This window comes from Pseudomonas sp. IT-P171 (genome assembly GCF_949767765.1).
Classification (GTDB): domain Bacteria; phylum Pseudomonadota; class Gammaproteobacteria; order Pseudomonadales; family Pseudomonadaceae; genus Aquipseudomonas; species Aquipseudomonas fluorescens_B.
The window spans coordinates 448,847-467,370 of the sequence record NZ_CATKQN010000022.1 but is presented as its reverse complement, the minus strand read 5'-3'; the positions used below and the strand labels follow the sequence as shown (position 1 = coordinate 467,370).

Genomic DNA, 18,524 nt, shown 5'->3' with positions numbered 1-18,524 from the left:
AGCTCCCTCGCCACAGAAGCCCGCCCCTATCGCTATAAACAAAAAGCCCCGCATCTGCGGGGCTTTTTGCTGGATTACGCGGTGGCTTTCTTCGCGTTGATCTTCTTCAGCTCTTCATCACGCAATTCCCGCCGCAGGATCTTGCCAACGTTGGTGGTCGGCAATGCATCGCGGAACTCCACCGCTTTCGGCACCTTGTAGCCGGTGACGTTGGCGCGCATATGCTCCATCACCTGCTCCTTGGTCAGCGTCACGCCCGGTTTGGCGACGATGAAAATCTTGATCGCTTCGCCCGACTTCTCGTCCGGCACGCCGATGGCTGCGCATTGCAGTACGCCCGGCAGGGTCGCGAGCACGTCTTCGAGCTCATTCGGGTACACGTTGAAACCGGACACCAGAATCATGTCTTTCTTGCGATCGACGATGCGCATGTAGCCATCCGGCTGGATCAGCGCGATGTCACCTGTCTTCAACCAGCCTTCGCTGTCGAGGATTTCATCGGTGGCTTCCTGGCGCTGCCAGTAGCCTTTCATCACCTGCGGACCTTTCACACACAACTCGCCGATTTCGCCCATCGGCTGTTCAACGCCGGCATCGTCGATGATTTTGCACAGGGTCGACGGAACCGGAATACCGATGGTGCCGATCTGGATGTTCTGGATCGGGTTCACCGTCGCCACCGGGCTGGTTTCGGTCATGCCGTAACCTTCGCAGATGGCGCAGCCGGTGACCGCTTTCCAGCGCTCGGCCGCCGCCAGTTGCAGGGCCATGCCGCCGGACAGGGTGACTTTCAGCGCCGAGAAATCCAGTTTGCGGAAACCTTCGTTATTGCACAGGGCAACGAACAGCGTGTTCAGGCCGACGAAACCGCTGAACTTCCACTTCGACAGTTCCTTGACCATCGCCGGCAGGTCGCGCGGGTTGCTGATCAGGATGTTGTGGTTGCCGATCAGCATCATCGCCATGCAATGAAAGGTGAATGCGTAGATGTGGTACAGCGGCAGCGGCGTGATCAGGATCTCGCAGCCTTCGTTGAGGTTGGAACCCATCAGCGCCTTGCACTGCAGCATGTTGGCGACGAGGTTGCGATGGGTCAGCATGGCGCCCTTCGCCACGCCAGTGGTGCCGCCGGTGTATTGCAGCACCGCCACGTCACTGCTGGCCGGGTTGGCTTCAGCCACTGGCTGGCCATGGCCCTTGCTCAACACGTCGTTGAACTTGACGGCCTTGGGCAAGTGATACCCCGGGACCATCTTCTTCACGTACTTGATGACGCTATTGATCAGCAGGCGCTTGAGCGGCGGCAACAGGTCCGCCACTTCAGTGACGATGACATGCTTGACGCCGGTTTTCGGCACGACGGTCTCGGCCAGGTGCGCCATGTTGGCCAGGCACACCAGGGCTTTGGCGCCGGAGTCGTTGAACTGGTGTTCCATTTCCCGCGCGGTGTACAGCGGGTTGGTATTGACCACGATCAGCCCGGCGCGAATGGCACCGAACACAGCGACCGGGTACTGCAAGACGTTGGGCAGCTGCACGGCGATTCGATCGCCCGGTTGCAAGTCGGTATGCTGTTGCAGGTAAGCGGCAAAGGCGCCGGACAATTCGTACAGTTCACCGTAGGTAATTGTCTTGCCCAGGTTGCTGAATGCCGGTTTGTCGGCGAAGCGTTGGCAGGACTGTTTCAGCACTGCCTGAATATTCGGATACTCGTCCGGATTGATGTCGGCAGCAATCCCGGCAGGGTACTTATCCTTCCAGAAGTCTTCGATCATGGAAGCCCACTCCTCAGCAACGCGAATTCAAATACCGCATTTTGATGCGGTTATTATTGGTGTTTGATTATGGGTGAGTCTGGCTGTTAAAGCCGCCGAGAGGTCCCAAAGCGCGCCGAGAGTAGCAGCTTTGCAAAGGGCCGACTAGAGCCAAAAGCGGCCTCTACAGTCACTTTGGTGACTCGAGAATAACAAGCGGTCATTTTAGAGCAATAATTCTATAAATCCCTGAAAGCCTTTAAAACCGGGCCATAAAAGCAAAAGATCGCAGCCTTCGGCAGCGCCTACGGAGGAATACGATTCCCTGCAGGCGTTGCCGAAGGCTGCGATCTTTTGGGACCGCCCGGATCTATGACCGATCAGGCGATATCCCGCAACTCCCGCCGCAGAATCTTGCCCACCGGCGTCATCGGCAACGACTCACGCAACACAATGTGCTTGGGGACTTTGTACGCCGTGAAGTTTTCCTTGCAGTAGGCCTTCAGCTCTTCAAGGCTGACCCCCGACTCTCGCGCCACCACAAACAACTTCACCGCTTCGCCCGAACGTTCGTCCGGCACACCAATGACCGCGCAGTTGGCGACTTTCGGGTGAGCCATCACCACGTCTTCGATCTCGTTCGGGTACACGTTGAAACCCGAGACGATGATCATGTCTTTCTTGCGATCGACGATGCGCACAAAACCGTCCGGATCGATCACGGCGATGTCGCCGGACTTGAACCAGCCTTCGGCATCCAGCACTTCGGCAGTGGCCTCGGGTTTCTGCCAGTAGCCCTTCATGATCTGCGGACCCTTGATGCACAGTTCGCCGCGCTCGCCCATTGGCTGCTCGACGCCTTCATCGTTGATGACTTTCAGCGTAGTGCCCGGCACCGGCAGGCCGACCGTGCCGATCCGCGATTTGTCGCCGTACGGGTTGGTGCACGCCACCGGCGAGGTTTCGGTCAAGCCATAGCCTTCGGTGATGCGGCACCCGGTCAGTTGCTCCCAGCGCTCCGCGGTGGCCTTGACCAGCGCAGTGCCGCCGGAGTTGGTCAGTTTCAGGCTGGAGAAATCCAGGGTTTTGAAATCCGGATGGTCCATCAACGCAACGAACAGCGTGTTGAGCCCCAGCAATGCCGAAAACCGCCAGTTCTTCAGTTCCTTGATGAAGCCCTTGATGTCCCGTGGATTGGTGATCAGCACGTTATGGTTGCCGGTCACCATCATGCACATGCAATTCGCGGTGAAGGCATAGATGTGATACAGCGGCAGCGGCGCGATCATCACTTCCTGGCCTTCGCGCAGCAGCGGCTGCCCATCGTTGCCGAACTGCCCCAGGCACGCCCGCGCCTGCTGCATGTTCGCCACCAGGTTGCCGTGGGTCAGCATCGCGCCCTTGGCCAGGCCGGTGGTGCCGCCGGTGTATTGCAGCACGGCGATATCGCTGAGACCGGCGTCCAGCGGCTTGATGCCCAGGCCCCGGCCCATGCGCAACGCGCTCTTGAAGGAAACGGCCTGCGGCAAGGAATAGTCGGGGACCATTTTCTTGACCTTGCTCACCAGGGTGTTGACCAGCCAGCCTTTGGCGGTGGGCATCATGTCGCCCATCTTCGCTTCGATCAGGTACTGGATGTCGGTGTCGGCCAGCACTTCCTGGACCTTCTGCCCGAACATGTTCAGGTAGACCAGCGCCCGGGCACCGGAATCCTTGAATTGGTGACGCATTTCCCGTGCGGTGTACAGCGGGTTGGTGTTGACCACGATCAGCCCGGCGCGCAACGCACCGAACACGGCAATCGGGTAGTGCAGGACGTTGGGCATCTGCACCGCGATGCGATCCCCCGGCACCAGGTCGGTGTGGGCTTGCAGGTAACCGGCGAACGCGGCGCTGTAGCGTTCCAGTTCGGCGTAGGTCAGGGTCACGCCCATGTTGCTGAAGGCCGGGCGGTCCGCAAATTTTTTGCAGGAACGCTCGAACACCTCGATCACCGACTTGTAAGCCCCTTGATCAATGTCCAGGGGTACGCCGGCCGGGCGTTTGTCATTCCAGAAATCAGGTTGCATTGTTCTTGTCCTCTTTACCTGAACCGATCCGGGGCCACTCTCTGCACTGTCAGAAAAACAAAAAGCAAAAAGCGGAGCTTCACGGACACTAGCAGCTATGACGAATCAGGCAAATATGCCAACGTCCGTCATTGATCGTGTGAATCTTGGTGCCGTGGCGTGGCCTGATCAGACGCCCGGTGAAGGATGCGCTATACAATGCACCGAGCCCATGCAAAGGAATCGCCATGATCCACGACACCTTCTGGTTGACCGCGAGTGACCGCAGCCGCCTCTTCGTCAACCAGTGGCTGCCCGACGCACCATTGAAAGCGGTGATCCTGGTGGCCCACGGCATGGCCGAACACAGTGCCCGCTATGCCCGTCTGGCGGAAAAATGCTGTGAACAGGGCTATGGCGTTTACGCACCTGACTTGCGTGGACATGGCAAAACTGCCGAAAACGGGACACTCGGACATTTCGCCGATGACGATGGCTGGTGCAAGGTCGTCGGCGACCTGGCCAGCCTCAATCAGCACATCGGCCAGCAGCATCCCGGCGTGCCGATCGTGCTGCTCGGCCACAGCATGGGCAGTTACATCGCCCTGGCCTATCTGCTGCATCACAGCGCCAGCCTGTATGGGGCGGTGCTCAGTGGTTCGAACTTTCAACCGGTGGCGCTTTATCGCGCCGCCCGGCAAATCGCCCGCCTCGAACGCTTGCGCCAGGGGCCGAAGGGGCGCAGCGCGCTGATCGAATGGCTGTCGTTCGGCTCGTTCAACAAGAAGTTCAAACCGGTGCGCACCGCGTTCGACTGGCTCAGCCGCGACCCGGCCGAAGTCGACAAATACGCCAACGACCCGCTCTGCGGCTTTCGTTGCACCAATCAGTTCTGGATCGATTTGCTCGGCGGCTTGCAGCAAATCAGCAAAGCGTCCAATCTCGCCCAGATCGATCCGGGCCTGCCACTGCTGGTGATTGGCGGTGAATGTGATCCGGTGAGTGAGGGCAAGCGTCTGAAAGATCTGGCCGATGCACTGCGTGCCGCTGGCAGCCAGAGCCTGCAACTGAAGATTTACCCGCAGGCACGGCACGAACTGTTCAACGAGAGCAATCGCGATGAAGTGACAGCCGATGTGCTGAGCTGGATCGCGCACGCCCTGAGCCACCGCCGCCCACCCCGATCCGAATAGTGTTTTGTGGTTTTTTTATTTGTCACAGGAATTGAAACCGATGACCCAGGTTACCAACACCCCTTACGAAGCCCTTGAAGTCGGGCAGACCGCCAGCTACAGCAAGACGGTCGAAGAGCGCGACATTCAACTGTTCGCCGCGATGTCCGGTGATCACAACCCGGTGCACCTGGACGCTGAATTCGCCGCTGGCACCATGTTCAAGGAGCGTATCGCTCACGGCATGTTCAGCGGTGCACTGATCAGCGCCGCCGTTGCCTGCGAGTTGCCTGGGCCGGGCACCATTTATATCGGTCAGCAGATGAGCTTTCAGAAGCCGGTAAAAATTGGCGACACGCTGACGGTGCGTCTGGAGATCCTGGAGAAACTGCCGAAGTTTCGTGTGCGCATTGCGACGCGGGTGTTCAACCAGCGTGATGAGTTGGTAGTGGATGGCGAAGCGGAAATTCTGGCACCGCGCAAACAGCAAACCGTGACGTTGCCAACGTTGCCGGCGATCAGCATCGGCTGATTCACCGCTCCCCTGTGGCGAGGGAGCTTGCTCCTGCTCGGCTGCGAAGCAGTCGCAATAAACGTCACCTCGGTTCACCAGATTAAACGCGGTGCCTGATTTTGGGGGTGCTTCGCACCCCAGCGGGAGCAAGCGCCCTCGTCACAGGGACTGCTACCGGTCGCCTTCCTGCACCTGCACACTCGCCGTCATCCCCGAACTCAAATTGATCCCCTCGGGCACTTTGTCCAGTTTGATCCGCACCGGAATCCGCTGCGCCAGTCTCACCCAGTTGAACGTCGGCTCCACTTCCGCCAGCAACTGCCCATCCGGCGTGGTGTTGCGATCGGTGATCCCGCGGCTGACGCTTTCCACATGCCCTTGCAGCGCCTCGCCCGCACTCATCAACCAGACCTTGACCGGATCGCCAACGCGAATCCTCGGCAGTTTGGTTTCTTCGAAGTACGCCTGCACATAGAACGTTGAATCGTCGATCAGCGCCATCACCGCTTGCCCGGCATTCACGTAATTGCCTTGGGCCAGACGCAAGTTGGTGATGTGGCCGCTGCGCGGCGCGTGGACCTCGCTTCGGGCGAGGTTGAGTTCAGCGACCTTGGCTTCGGCCTGGGCTTCGCGCAGTTCACCACGGGCGATGCCGGCGTTGATTTGCGCGTTCTCGCGCAGCTCGGCACTGATCGCTTGCGGGCCGAGGGCAGCACGGCGACTGGCTTCGCGCTCACGCAGATTGAGTTGCTGCTGACGGGTTTGCACCACCGCTTGCGCCTTCTCCAGCGCGGCTTCGAACCGGTCGCGGTCGATGCTCAGCAACAGGTCGCCCGCCTTCACCGACTGGTTGTCGAAGGCCTTGAGCTCACGCACCCAGCCTGACACATCCGGAGCGATCACCACCACATCGGCGCGAATCCGCGCATCCCGGGTCCACGGCGTGAGCATGTAGTACTGCCACAAATGAAAACCGGCAAAAATCGCCACCGCCACCAGGCACAGGGTAACCGCGACACGTACGGATGTACGCATGTTCAACTCCTTATAAAGGTCCGAGGACGACGGTGATCAGGGTCAATACACAGACGTACAAGGCGCAATCGAATAACGCTTCGTGCCAGATCCAGCGGCCGGCCGGGGTCAGGCGCAACAGCAGGCGCAAGGCCCCGGTGACGAGCAGCGCCAGCAGCACATAAATCAGAAACGGGCTAAGCAGCACGCCCCCCACCGACCATTCACGCAAGCCCATGGCTTTGCTCCTGTTGACGGCACCACGCGCGCCAGCTGTTCTGCAATTGCAGCACCGCGCCCTGTGCCAGTTTCACGGCATCGCTGGGCGGCAACGCGTACAAGGTGTTCAAGAATGCTTCGCTGGGCTGTTCCAGGGCATCGGCATAACGACCGCTCGGGCCCTGTTCGAGGACTTTTTCCAGTGCCTCGAGATAGCGGCGCTGCGGCGCACTGACCGGCACCTGCGCCACGGCCAGGCTCAAGCGCAAATGCAGCAGTTCGTCGCCGATGTCCAGACCGAGCAAGCCGTCATCCCAGCGACTGCGCGCCGGCTCCGGCAACTCCGGATAGTGCCGCGCCAGTTGCAGCAAACGGTCGGCCATGCGCCCGCCGAACCAGCTTTCAGCGCCAGGCAAATTGCGCCGGGTCAAGCGCACGAGATCGTCGAGGGTCGCTGCCAGCAGACGTCGCCCGTGCCAGGCCGGGTTGCGCAGAATCAGCAAGTGAAACGCCAACACTGCCGCGCCGACGCCGACCACCATGGCTTGAGCGCTGTTGAAGAACGTCGCGACGTCGAACTTCATCGCGTTGAGCGGTGACACCAGCACGATGAAATGCAGGCAAAACGAAGTGGCCGTGGCGCCGATCTGCGGCTTGGCCATGCCCAGCGCGCCCAGAAACAACGGCACGCCCATGCCCATGCAAAGCAACGCAAAACCACTCCATTGCGGCAGCAGAATCTGCCCGACAATAAACGCCGCCGGGATCGCCAGAAAAATCCCGCGCATGAAACTCATGCCGATCTGCGCGCCGTTCTCGCGACTGGCGAACAGGCTGCACACCACGCAGGTCAGCACCAATGCGCCCGAGGCGGCGGGCCAGGCCGTCGCCATCCAGAAACACGACACCACCAGAAACGCCAAGGCACTGCGCGCCCCGAAGACCAGCGCCAATGACAGGTCGCGGTGCGGCGTCAGGGTGCGCGGCGGTTCAACGGTTTCCTTGCCCTCCTCCACCGCCTTCAACGCCGCGTTGGCCGCCATCGCGGTATCCATCAACAATGTGAAACGGACCAGGCAATAACTCTGCGCTGAACTGATTCGTGGGTCATGGGAGGCATCGAGCAAACGCGGTCGCAAGGCTTGCAACGTCGCTGCATCCGGGCTGGCGAGCGCTTCCTGAACCTCGGTCATCCATGGCTCCAACTGTACGGCTTCCTGCGGTTCCAACTGCTTCCACTGACGCCGTACTGAACGGGCGATGCGCAGCAGCATCAACAGTTTCTGGCTCAGTCCGCTGATGGCCCGCGCACGTTGCCGGCCGAGTCCGCCTTCGAACCAGGCGTGCTCGCGCTGGGCATCCACCGCGACAATTCGACCGAGGATTTCCAGCAGGCCCTTGCGCGCCTGACCGTCGCCGGCCAACGTCGCGCGCGCGGCATTCATGCCACTCTGCCACGCGGCTCGCGCCTGATCCGCCAGTTGCCGTTCAACCCGCATTGGCCACAGCAAGGCACTGGCGGCGGTGGCGCAGAGAATGCCCAGACAGATTTCCGTGCAGCGCGCCACCGCTTGATCGAACACCGTCAGCGGGTGAGTAATGGCGGGCAAGGCGATGATTGCGACCGTGTAACCGGCCAACACAAACGAATAGGACCAGGCACTGCGCAGCAAGGTCGAACTCGCCGTACACAGCCCGAGCCACAACGCCAATGCCAGAAGAAACAACCACGGCGTCTGTGCGAACAGGCTCATGAACACCACCGACATGATCGTTCCGATCAGCGTCCCCAACAGCCGCGCCAAGCCCTTCTGCACCACCATCCCGGACAGCGGCTGGGCGACGATGAACGCCGTCATCAACGCCCACGCCGGTTGCTCCAGCCCCCAGCGCAATGCCAGCCACAGCGCGAGGCCGCCGCCGAACAGGGTTTTGATCGCGAACTGCAGGGCACGGCGGTCGGGCGCAAACAAAGCCTGCAAAGTGATAGGCACGTAAAGCACTCTTCAAAGGACGATTTAACGATAGTCGGGTTCACCGAAGTGACTTGAAATCAAATTATTAGCTGGCTATCTATCTATCGTCCAGCGCTAAAAGCCGGGCACAAAAAAACGCCAGACTGGCTGGCGTTTCTGACAGGCTTTGCGCGCTTACGAGCGTGCGCGAGCCTGGTTACGCAGGGCTTTCACCTGATCGTGATTGCGTTGCACGCCGTGGTACTGACGTTCAACCAGATCACGAATGCCCACCAGGTTGTGCTTGTTGATTTTTTCGATGGCTTCTTTGTAAGCCTTCAGCGCATGGTCTTCACCGCGTTCGGCTTCGTTCAGCACGGCTTCTTCATCCTTGCCGGTGAACATAGCTTTCACGTCGACCCAGCGACGGTGCAGATCACCACTGACGCTGGTGGAAGTTTCCGGATCGCCACCCATCGAACGCACAGCCGCTTGCAGCTCCGAAGCGGCCGTAGCGCAGTCGGCGGAGCGCTGGATGAACAGCGTTTTCAGTTCTGGGTGCTTGATGTCTTCAGCGCAAGTCTTGAACCCTTCCTGACCGTCTTTGCTGGTTTCAATCAGGTCATTGAGTACAGAAATCGCTTCTTTATTCATGTCGGTCATTTTCAATTCCTCGCGGGTTGATGAAAGATGCAATAGCTATTGCACCCTGCATGCCAGCTTTGAATTGATAATTTATTGCTTAAATTTCAATAACTTAACTTTTACCCAGAAATCTGTATCCGCGTTATTTGCATGATCTGTCAATTGGCCTGCATGCAGAATGCCTGTATTTTCCAGCCTGACCGATTCAAGACGACTGATTGATGAACCCTGAAAAACTCGAACTGCTGATTACCCGTCAAATGCCCTTCGGCAAGTACAAGGGCCGCATCATTGCCGACCTGCCCGGCCAATACCTGAACTGGTTCGCCCGGGAAGGTTTCCCCCATGGCGAACTGGGCGGACTGCTGGCCTTGATGCAGGAAATCGATCACAACGGCCTGTCGGAGTTGCTTGAACCGCTGCGCGCCAAACACGGCAAACCCGCCCCTCGCCACTGAGCCATCCCCATGCCCGATAACACCCGCCGCGCCCGTGATGAAATGTTTTGGCAGACCTTTGCCGACCGCTATGCCGTCGAACCCGGCCCGATAAATCTCGAGAACGGCTATTTCGGACGCATGTCGCGCACGGTGATTGAGGAATACCAACGCAACATCGAACTCATCAACCGTAGCAACTCGGTCCATGTACGCCAGCGCTTCGAACGGGACGAAAACCTTGCGATCCTGGCCCAGCTCGACGACCTGATTGGCGTGGCCGCAGAATCCGTTGCCCTCACCCGCAACGCGTCGGACGGTCTGCAATCGCTGATCCGCAATTACAACCGACTGCAGCCGGGCGATCAGGTGCTGATCTGCGATCTGGAGTACGACACGGTCAAAGGCGCCATGCGCTGGCTCGCGCGGCATCGCGGTGTTGAAGTCATCGAGATCGATCACGCGCACCCCGCCAGTTTCGACAGTTTGCTGGCCACTTATCGCGATGCATTCGCGCGTTATCCGAAGCTCAAGCTGATGGCGCTGACCCACGTCACTCACCGTACCGGGCTGGTGATGCCGGTGAAGGCGATTGTCGCTGCCGCCAGGGAACACGGGATCGACGTGATCCTCGATGGCGCTCATGCACTGGGCCAGATCGAATTCAAACTCGATGACCTGGGCGTCGCATTCGCCGGTTTCAACCTGCACAAGTGGATCGGTGCGCCGCTGACCCTGGGCTTCATGTATATCGCTCCCGAGCGCCTGGCCGACATCGACCCGGACATGGGCGAGATGCATTTCCCGGTCACTGACGTTCGCGCCCGCACGCCATACAGCACCCCCAACATCCCGGCGTTGCTGACCCTGCCGCTGGTGTTCGAGGAGCATCGGGCCATGGGCGGTTCGGCCGCCAAGGGTGCACGGCTCAATTACCTGCGCAACCGCTGGGTCAATGCGGTACGCGATCTGGCGGGCATCGACGTCATGACCCCGGACGACCCTCGACTGTATTGCGGCATCACGGCGATGCGCTTTACCCGGCACGCCGATCAGCAGGCAATGGCCGAGCGGCTGCTCAAGGACTACAACCTGTTCACCGTGACGCGCAGCGGTGCAGCGAGTGGCCCGTGCATCCGCATCACACCGGGGCTGACCACCACCGCTGCGCATATGGACGTGTTGACCCAGGCACTGCACGAACTGCGCTGACGTCAGACCGTGTATTTGTCGAAGTCCTCCGGTTTGATCTGCGATGACGCCGCGAACGTGTCGATGCCAATGGTCATTTGGCCGAAAAACCCGTCTTCTTTCGAGTCTCGACTGAGGGTGTGAACGGTCAGGGTCGAGGCTTCGCCGCCCATGGTTTCATAGAGAACATCCTGATCGTTGGTCAGTGGCGCGACGCTTCGGCCACTGTATTGCCGGGTGTTGAGCACCGAACGCGAAGCCGCTTCAGGGAAGTACAGCTGGCCGACCCAGGCGACATGCCGTTCTTCGAGATAGTTGTTGCCTGCGGTGACTCGGACTGCGACGTGGATGTGCAACGCGCGTCCGGCATAGAAACCCGGATAGATCGTGGTAAAGCGCACGATGCCTTTCTGATCCGTGAACTGCCCGCCGCGCAGGTAGGTATCGTCATCGGTACGCGGGATCGCGCCGATATCGCCGTTGTCGACTTCCTTGTCCGGGTCGATCCTGCTCCAGCCCGAATACGCACCACGCGCATTGCAATGCCAGATATCGACGATGGCGCCGGTGACCGGCTGGCAGGTCATCGCATCGACGATCGTCAGTTTCAGCACCAGAGGAAGGCCGTCCATGCCTTCGCTGATGTTTCGCCTGATCAGTTTAGGGTTTCGAAAATACGGGCCGGCGGTCTGTTCGGGTGACAGCAGGCAAGCCGGTTGTGTGGATGTCACTGAGGTGTTGTCGTCCATGACGTTCTCTCTTCCATAAGATGAACGCAGGTTAACGCCGGATGAGCGGCGAGATGCGGTAACTATGTATCGCGTGATGTCCTGTCTCGAATGCCACCAGAGACTGTGGCGAGGGAGCTTGCTCCCGCTGGGCCACGAAGTGGCCCCAAAAAAGGGACTGCTGCGCAGTCCAGCGGGAGCAAGCTCCCTCGCCACAGGTTCAGTGGTTTTCATTGGGCAAAAAAAAACGGTGCACCGACCAAGCGCACCGTTAAAGCCGTAGAACACACAACGAAGTGTCAGGTAAAAGCAGATCAGTCCAGCAGCGCCAAGGCCTCGGCGGTGCATTCCTGAATGCGGGCCCAGTCACCGTTCTTGATCCACTCCGGATCAAGCATCCAGCTACCGCCCACGCACATCACGTTTTTCAACGCCATGTAGCTCTTGATGTTGGCCGGGCTGACGCCGCCGGTCGGGCAGAATTTCACTTCGCCGAACGGGCCGCCCAGGGCTTTGATCGCCGCGACGCCGCCGCTGACTTCCGCCGGGAACAGTTTGAAGCGGCGATAGCCCAGACCGTAGCCTTCCATGATGCCCGAGGCATTGCTGATGCCCGGCAACAGCGGGATCGGGCTGTCGACGCTGGCTTCGAGCAAGTCACGGGTGATGCCCGGCGTGACGATGAACTGCGACCCGGCGGCTTCTGCGGCGGCCAGCATGTGGCGATCGAGCACGGTGCCGGCGCCGGTCACCAGTTCCGGACGCTGCTCGCGCAGGATCTGGATGGCCTTGAGGCCGAACTGCGAACGCAGGGTCACTTCCAGGGCTGTCAGGCCACCGGCCGCGAGGGCGTCGGCCAGCGGCAGCACGTCCTGTTCGCGAGCAATGGTGATTACCGGCAGGATCCGCGCCTTGGCGCAGAGGCTGTCGATCAGGGCAACTTTGTCCGCCATGGAAACGGTCGGGGATGGGGTTGTCATAGCGGCTGTTCCTTGGCTCATGGGCACCAGTAAATCTCTAACGTAGGTTGCAGAAACGCGCGAATCGGCATGGCGGCGACATCGTCACCGGCCAATGCGGCACTCAGGGTGGTCAGCTTGGACTGACCGGAAATCGATAGAACGGTGTGTTTGGCCGAAGCCAGCAGCGCGCGACTCATGGTCAGGCGCTGATGCGGCACGGTCGGCGCCAGCATCGGGTAGCAACGACGTGTGCCGTCGACTTTCAAGGCGTCGGCCAGGTTCGGACTGTTCGGGAACAACGACGCGGTGTGGCCGTCGTCGCCCATGCCCAGTACCAGCACGTCGATGGCAGGCAACTCGGCGAGCAAACGGTCGGCTTGCTCGGCCGCTTGTTCAAGGTTGGCGCTGGCGCTGTACAGACTCAGGAACTGAGCCTTCGCCGCCAGACCTTGCAATAGGTAGCGCTTGAGCAGACCGGCGTTGCTGTCGGCGTGTTCCACCGGCACCCAACGTTCATCAGCCAGGGTCACGACGACCTTGGACCAATCCAGTTTCTGTTTCGCCAGGTTCTGGAAAAACGCCACCGGGCTGCGTCCACCGGACACCACCAGCGTCGCGGTCCCGCGAGCGTCGATAGCGTCACTCAGTTGCTTGGCCACCTTCAGCGCCAAACCATCGGCGAGCAACACCGGGCTCTTGAACTCATGGGCGCTGACGCCCTGAGGCAGTTTCAAATTAGATATCGCCATACCACGACCTCCCGTCCCGCGTGATCAGAGCAATGGAGCTCATCGGTCCCCAGGACCCGGCCGCGTACGGCTTGGGCGCATCACCGGATTTCTTCCACCCGGCGATCAACTGGTCACACCACTTCCACGCGGCTTCGATTTCATCTTTACGGACAAACAGGTTCTGATTGCCGCGCATCACTTCCAGCAACAACCGCTCGTAGGCATCGGGAATCCGTGCGCTGCGCCAGGTGTCGGAAAAATTCAGCTGCAACGGACCGCTGCGTAGCTGCATGCCCTTGTCCAGGCCTTGTTCTTTGGTCATCACACGCAAGGAAATGCCTTCGTCCGGTTGCAGGCGGATAATCAGTTTGTTGCTGATTTGCAGGCGCTGCTCGGGGGCGAAGATGTAGTGCGACGGCTCCTTGAAGTGGATAACGATCTGCGACAGTTTCTGCGGCATGCGCTTGCCGGTGCGCAGGTAAAACGGCACCCCAGCCCAACGCCAGTTGCGGATGTCGGCACGCAGGGCGACGAAAGTTTCCGTGTCGCTCTGGGTGTTGGAATTCGGCTCTTCCAGGTAGCCGGGAACCGGTTTGCCTTCGCTGTAACCGGCGATGTACTGGCCGCGCACCACTTGGGTGGTCAGGCCTTCCGGGCTGATGGGCGCCAGCGCCTTGAGCACTTTGACTTTCTCGTCGCGGATGCTGTCGGCGGACAGGTCGGCCGGAGGGTCCATGGCGATCAGGCAAAGCAGTTGCAACAGGTGATTCTGGATCATGTCCCGCAGCTGACCGGCCTTGTCGAAGTAGCCCCAGCGGCCTTCGATCCCGACCTTTTCAGCCACGGTGATTTCCACGTGGGAGATGTAATTCTGGTTCCACTGGGTTTCGAACAGGCTGTTGGCAAAACGCAGGGCGATGAGGTTTTGAACGGTCTCTTTGCCCAGGTAGTGGTCGATGCGGTAGGTGCGGTTCTCCGGAAAGAACTGCGCCACGGCGTCGTTGACCTTGCGCGAGGATTCCAGGTCGGAACCGATGGGTTTTTCCAGCACCACACGGGTGTTCTCGGCCAGACCGACCTTCGCCAGGTTTTCGCAGATCGCGCCGTAGACAGCGGCCGGCGTGGCGAAGTAGGCGATCACTCGCTGGGCGCTGCCGGCCATTTCGGCCAGGGCCACATAGTCTTCGGACTTGAGGAAATCGACGTGCAGATAGGTCAGGCGGGCCAGAAAACGTTCGACCACCGCTTCGTCCAGCTCTTTGGCGCCGACGTAGCGGCGCAGCTCGGAAGCGATGAACGCCAGATGCTCCTGCTCGCTGCCCGGCTCACGGGCCAGCGCGATGATGCGCGTGTCCTCGTGCAACAGGCCTGCGCCATCGAGTTGATAGAGGGCAGGAAACAGCTTGCGCAAGGCCAGATCGCCAAGCGCGCCGAACAAGGCAAAGGTGCACGGTTCAACCGTAATCGAAGGCATGATGTTTGTTCTTTTATCAAGTTAAGCTACAAATACCTTTTTTCAAGGCATCGCTCAAGCAAAAATGTAGTAATAACCACAACATTTTCGCAAAATACAGATTCCGAGTGGTGGTCAGTCGGAGCCATCAGTAGGATAGGCCACCGCTTGGGGTCGCATCAAAGGCCCAATTTGCATAGCCGAGCCCTTATTTGCATTGCAGAACCTAGGAAATCATATGGACCGCGTGCGAAATCTGCTGGAACAGATCCAGAATCGCCTTGAAGACCTGAACAAGGCCGAACGCAAAGTCGCCGAAGTGATCCTGCTCAACCCAGAGCAGGCCACCCGGTTCAGCATCGCCGCCCTCGCCCAGGCCTCCAAGGTCAGCGAGCCGACGGTCAACCGCTTCTGCCGTTCGTTCGGCGTCAGCGGCTACCCGGAACTCAAACTTCAGCTGGCCCAGAGCCTGGCCAGCGGCGCGGCGTATGTCAGCCGTGCGGTCGAGGCCGACGATAATCCGGAAGCCTATACCAAGAAGATTTTCGGCAGCGCCATCGCGTCGCTGGACAGTGCCTTGCAGGCCCTGGACCCGAATCTGATCAGCCGCGCCGTCGACCTGTTGATCCAGGCCCGGCAGATCCACTTCTTCGGCCTCGGCGCCTCGGCCCCGGTGGCGCTGGACGCGCAGCACAAATTCTTCCGCTTCAACCTCGCCGTCACCGCCCATGCGGATGTGCTGATGCAGCGCATGATTGCGTCGGTGGCCCACACCGGCGAGTTGTTCGTGATCATTTCCTACACCGGCCGCACTCGCGAACTGGTGGAAGTGGCGCGTATCGCCCGGGAAAACGGCGCTTCGGTGCTTGGGCTGACAGCCGAAGGTTCGCCGTTGGCCAAGGCCAGTACGCTGAGCCTGAACATCCCGCTGCCGGAAGACACCGACATTTATATGCCGATGACGTCGCGGATCATTCAATTGACGGTGCTGGATGTGCTCGCCACCGGCATGACGTTGCGCCGTGGTGTGGATTTCCAGCCGCATTTGCGCAAGATCAAAGAGAGTTTGAATGCGAGCAGGTATCCGGTGGGGGATGAGTTCAACTGATCCGAAATCTCTACTGACCGGTTCGGCCTCATCGCGAGCAGGCTCGCTCCCACATTGGATCTTCGGTGAACACAGCATTTGTGTTCAAAACCAATCCCCTGTGGGAGCGAGCCTGCTCGCGATGGCGGTAGTCCAGACACTGCCGCACCTGAACTAAACCCCCACCCGCGCCTGCAAACTCAAATGAGCCTTCTGCCCCGGCGCCAGGCTCAGGCTATCGGTCCCGCCGCTTGCCGCTTCCACACAGACAAACTCGGAAATCTCGTTCCAACTGACGCCCAATAGCGGACGCGAACCGGGATGCCAGACCACCGTGTCCGCATCCTCCCCGGTATCAATGCACAATTCCCGCTGCCAGGCGTGATCCCTGAGCTGCAATTCGCCGTCATGCTGGAACACGCGTTGACAGCCACCCTCCACCCGCAACTCGCCTTCCTGCTGGCAAGCCTGGCGGTTCAACTGGTCATAACCTTGCGCACCGTCGAGCCCAGACAGCGCTATCTCGCCAACATCGCCAATACGCCAGTAAGCATGCAAAGCCTGACTCAATTGGCACGGCAGGCTGTCCTGATGCTCGGTACTCAGGCGCAACGCCATGCGTTCGCCAAGGTGGGCATGCAGGTCTACTTGCCAGTCACACAACTGCAGTTGCCAGTGCAAGTGCACGCCGTCGTCGTCATGGCTGCTGTCGAGCAGTTTCCAGTCGAGCAACCGCGCCCAGCCATGGGATGGCCATGCGTTTTCACTCGGATGCCGTCCGTACCATGGCCAACACACCGGCACGCCGCCACGAATCGCACCCACGTGGGGCCACTTCGCCGCGCACCAGAGCCACGGTTTCTGCCCTTTGGGCTGGAAGTGCAGCAATTGCGCGCCCTGCCGACTGAACACCGCCTGACACAGCGGATGATCGATCACCAGCACATCGCGCATCTGATAGCGCTCCCACGCAAACATCGGACGTTCGCGCAAGGATTTGAAGAAGCGTTGTAGCGGATGCTCATGCATGTGCCACTGTCCTGAAAATCATCTGCCACCGGGGTGCGCCGCCCCCAAAAAAAAGCGGACAGCCTGGGCTGTCCGCAAAAATGCGCACATAGAGAGGAGCTTATCGCAACAGCGTTAGAACACCGACTGAATTTTCAGGCCGGCCACCAGCGCGTTGTCGACTTCATCCACACCGCCCGGGTGAGTGATGTATTGCAGGTTGGGACGCACGGTCAGCCAGTTGGTAACGTGGAAGCCGTAGTTGATCTCGTAGTTGTATTCAGTGTCACGCAGTGGCGCAAACCGCGGATCTTCGTACTGGGTGACACCATTGTCGGCGTTGACCAGCTCGGCGTTTTTCTTCACGTCATCGTTGACATGGATACGGGCGAAACCGATACCGACGTCATCTTTCGGACGTGCATCGAACGGGCCCTTGTACACAAACATCAACGACTGATAGTTGTCGACGACGTTGGTGTCCTTGTCGTGGAACGTGGCGTTGGCCGATACGGTCAGACCACGGCTTTTGTCACCGTTGTGGTCGGTCAGCTGTTGCTGCGCCACGAACCAGTAGCCGGACTTGCTGCTGTGGCTGCGGTAAGCGTTGCCGCTGGTGGCCGCATCATTGCCGTTGTCGTCTTCACGAACGTCATCGGCGCTGGCCGTGCTTTTGTAGTAACCGACACGGTATTCGCCCGGCAGGTTGTTCGGGTTAGGCAACCAGACCAGTTCGACCGGCAACACGGTGCCCTTGGTACCACTGCCGCTAAGCTTGAAGCCGTTGCCGTGTTCCAGTTGCGACGGGTTCTGGTTGTACGCGCCGATCTGCGCATAGAACTCGGGCGAGATGTTGTACTTTACGCGGATTGCGGCCTGGCTGACGGGCCAGTTGTACCAGATGTTGGTCGCCCAGTTACCCACCTGGGAACCGCAGAATGCCAGGTTCTGGAACTCGCAAGGGAAGGTGTTGAAGTCTTCGCCTTCGCCGAAGTAACCGGCCTTGACGTCCAGTTTGCCGTCGAGGAACTGGTGCTTGATCCACAACTGGGTCAAACGAACCATATGGCCGCGACCGTAGACTTCCTGGGAGGAACTCAAGGTGCCGGCACGCGGGTCGCCAACACGGTCATTGGAGATGTTTTCACCATTACGGTTGGTCAGCTGGATCTTCGCCTGGGTGTTATCCCAGCCCCACAGCTTTTGCAGGTCGAGCGCCACGCCCAGGCCGAACTGGTCGGCGTAACGCGCCGTCTTGTCGTTGTTGTAGCCGCCGTGGAGGTTGCTGCCCACTTCACCGACGTAGTCCATCTTGATGTCGATGCCCTGCTCGATCAGCTTGGTCCGCTCACCACCCCAATCGCCGGTCATCCATTCGGAATCGGCGCTGAACGCGTCAGCCGCGTGCACACTGCCAGCCAGCATCATTGCCGCAATCGCCGACAACTGGCAGATAAGCTGAGCGTTTTTGTTCTTCTTCATCCCTACATCCTCGTTTTATTGTTATTAACTGTTTTTATCTAACGCGGTTACATCAGTTGCGAAGAGCGACAGGCCGCTCACCGCATATGCCCCTGTGAGACCGGGCTTGTGGGAGCTGGCCTGC

General features: G+C 59.7%; 17 protein-coding genes. 5 read left to right on the top strand and 12 right to left on the bottom strand.

Annotated elements, in window-relative coordinates; genetic code table 11:
- Positions 1 to 74: 74 nt before the first annotated feature.
- Positions 75 to 1,775 (bottom strand): long-chain-fatty-acid--CoA ligase FadD1, encoded by a 1,701-nt coding sequence (gene fadD1 / locus ACM6I5_RS17095; protein ID WP_017340415.1) that lies wholly within the window; start codon positions 1,773 to 1,775, stop codon positions 75 to 77.
- Positions 1,776 to 2,134: 359 nt separating this feature from the next.
- Positions 2,135 to 3,823, bottom strand: coding sequence for a long-chain-fatty-acid--CoA ligase FadD2 (fadD2, locus tag ACM6I5_RS17090; protein ID WP_017340416.1), 1,689 nt, complete (start codon positions 3,821 to 3,823; stop codon positions 2,135 to 2,137).
- Positions 3,824 to 4,050: 227 nt separating this feature from the next.
- On the opposite strand from fadD2, the gene ACM6I5_RS17085 reads away from it, so the two are divergent.
- Positions 4,051 to 4,995: a lysophospholipase gene (locus ACM6I5_RS17085; RefSeq protein WP_414884255.1), complete on the top strand. Its 945-nt coding sequence runs from the start codon at positions 4,051 to 4,053 to the stop codon at positions 4,993 to 4,995.
- A gap of 40 nt (positions 4,996 to 5,035) precedes the next feature.
- On the top strand, positions 5,036 to 5,506 hold the full coding sequence (locus tag ACM6I5_RS17080) for a MaoC family dehydratase (RefSeq protein WP_008151121.1): 471 nt from the start codon (positions 5,036 to 5,038) through the stop codon (positions 5,504 to 5,506).
- A 153-nt stretch (positions 5,507 to 5,659) separates the two neighbouring features.
- Here ACM6I5_RS17080 and ACM6I5_RS17075 read toward each other — a convergent pair whose 3' ends face one another.
- The 4 genes from ACM6I5_RS17075 to ACM6I5_RS17060 form a co-directional block, all read right to left on the bottom strand.
- Complete coding sequence (locus ACM6I5_RS17075; RefSeq protein ID WP_017340418.1) at positions 5,660 to 6,523, bottom strand: HlyD family secretion protein; 864 nt, start codon at positions 6,521 to 6,523, stop codon at positions 5,660 to 5,662.
- A 10-nt stretch (positions 6,524 to 6,533) separates the two neighbouring features.
- Positions 6,534 to 6,740 (bottom strand): DUF1656 domain-containing protein, encoded by a 207-nt coding sequence (locus ACM6I5_RS17070; RefSeq protein WP_017340419.1) that lies wholly within the window; start codon positions 6,738 to 6,740, stop codon positions 6,534 to 6,536.
- Entirely contained in the window at positions 6,727 to 8,715 is a 1,989-nt protein-coding gene (locus ACM6I5_RS17065; protein ID WP_414884254.1) for an FUSC family protein, read from the bottom strand. Before ACM6I5_RS17065 ends, ACM6I5_RS17070 begins: the two co-directional genes overlap by 14 nt.
- Positions 8,716 to 8,871: 156 nt before the next feature.
- Positions 8,872 to 9,339: a ferritin-like domain-containing protein gene (locus ACM6I5_RS17060; protein ID WP_017340421.1), complete on the bottom strand. Its 468-nt coding sequence runs from the start codon at positions 9,337 to 9,339 to the stop codon at positions 8,872 to 8,874.
- A gap of 203 nt (positions 9,340 to 9,542) precedes the next feature.
- Here ACM6I5_RS17060 and ACM6I5_RS17055 point away from each other — a divergent pair, with 203 nt between their 5' ends.
- On the top strand, positions 9,543 to 9,779 hold the full coding sequence (locus tag ACM6I5_RS17055; RefSeq protein WP_017340422.1) for a DUF3820 family protein: 237 nt from the start codon (positions 9,543 to 9,545) through the stop codon (positions 9,777 to 9,779).
- Positions 9,780 to 9,788: 9 nt separating this feature from the next.
- Positions 9,789 to 10,970 (top strand): aminotransferase class V-fold PLP-dependent enzyme, encoded by a 1,182-nt coding sequence (locus tag ACM6I5_RS17050; RefSeq protein ID WP_414884253.1) that lies wholly within the window; start codon positions 9,789 to 9,791, stop codon positions 10,968 to 10,970.
- 2 nt (positions 10,971 to 10,972) lie between these two features.
- Here the strand turns inward: ACM6I5_RS17050 and ACM6I5_RS17045 are convergent, their stop codons facing one another.
- From ACM6I5_RS17045 to zwf, 4 genes are all read right to left on the bottom strand, one after another.
- Positions 10,973 to 11,698 (bottom strand): intradiol ring-cleavage dioxygenase, encoded by a 726-nt coding sequence (locus ACM6I5_RS17045; protein ID WP_414884252.1) that lies wholly within the window; start codon positions 11,696 to 11,698, stop codon positions 10,973 to 10,975.
- Between the two features lie 293 nt (positions 11,699 to 11,991).
- Positions 11,992 to 12,657: a bifunctional 4-hydroxy-2-oxoglutarate aldolase/2-dehydro-3-deoxy-phosphogluconate aldolase gene (locus tag ACM6I5_RS17040; protein ID WP_017340425.1), complete on the bottom strand. Its 666-nt coding sequence runs from the start codon at positions 12,655 to 12,657 to the stop codon at positions 11,992 to 11,994.
- Between the two features lie 17 nt (positions 12,658 to 12,674).
- On the bottom strand, positions 12,675 to 13,388 hold the full coding sequence (pgl, locus tag ACM6I5_RS17035; RefSeq protein WP_017340426.1) for a 6-phosphogluconolactonase: 714 nt from the start codon (positions 13,386 to 13,388) through the stop codon (positions 12,675 to 12,677).
- Entirely contained in the window at positions 13,375 to 14,844 is a 1,470-nt protein-coding gene (zwf, locus tag ACM6I5_RS17030; RefSeq protein WP_017340427.1) for a glucose-6-phosphate dehydrogenase, read from the bottom strand. Before zwf ends, pgl begins: the two co-directional genes overlap by 14 nt.
- 226 nt (positions 14,845 to 15,070) lie before the next feature.
- Here zwf and ACM6I5_RS17025 point away from each other — a divergent pair, with 226 nt between their 5' ends.
- Positions 15,071 to 15,931, top strand: a complete 861-nt coding sequence (locus ACM6I5_RS17025) for a MurR/RpiR family transcriptional regulator (protein WP_172825977.1) — start codon at positions 15,071 to 15,073, stop codon at positions 15,929 to 15,931.
- 153 nt (positions 15,932 to 16,084) lie between these two features.
- Here the strand turns inward: ACM6I5_RS17025 and ACM6I5_RS17020 are convergent, their stop codons facing one another.
- Positions 16,085 to 16,939, bottom strand: coding sequence for a D-hexose-6-phosphate mutarotase (locus tag ACM6I5_RS17020; RefSeq protein WP_017340429.1), 855 nt, complete (start codon positions 16,937 to 16,939; stop codon positions 16,085 to 16,087).
- A 114-nt stretch (positions 16,940 to 17,053) separates the two neighbouring features.
- Positions 17,054 to 18,400, bottom strand: coding sequence for a carbohydrate porin (locus tag ACM6I5_RS17015; RefSeq protein WP_414877888.1), 1,347 nt, complete (start codon positions 18,398 to 18,400; stop codon positions 17,054 to 17,056).
- Positions 18,401 to 18,524 lie beyond the last annotated feature (124 nt).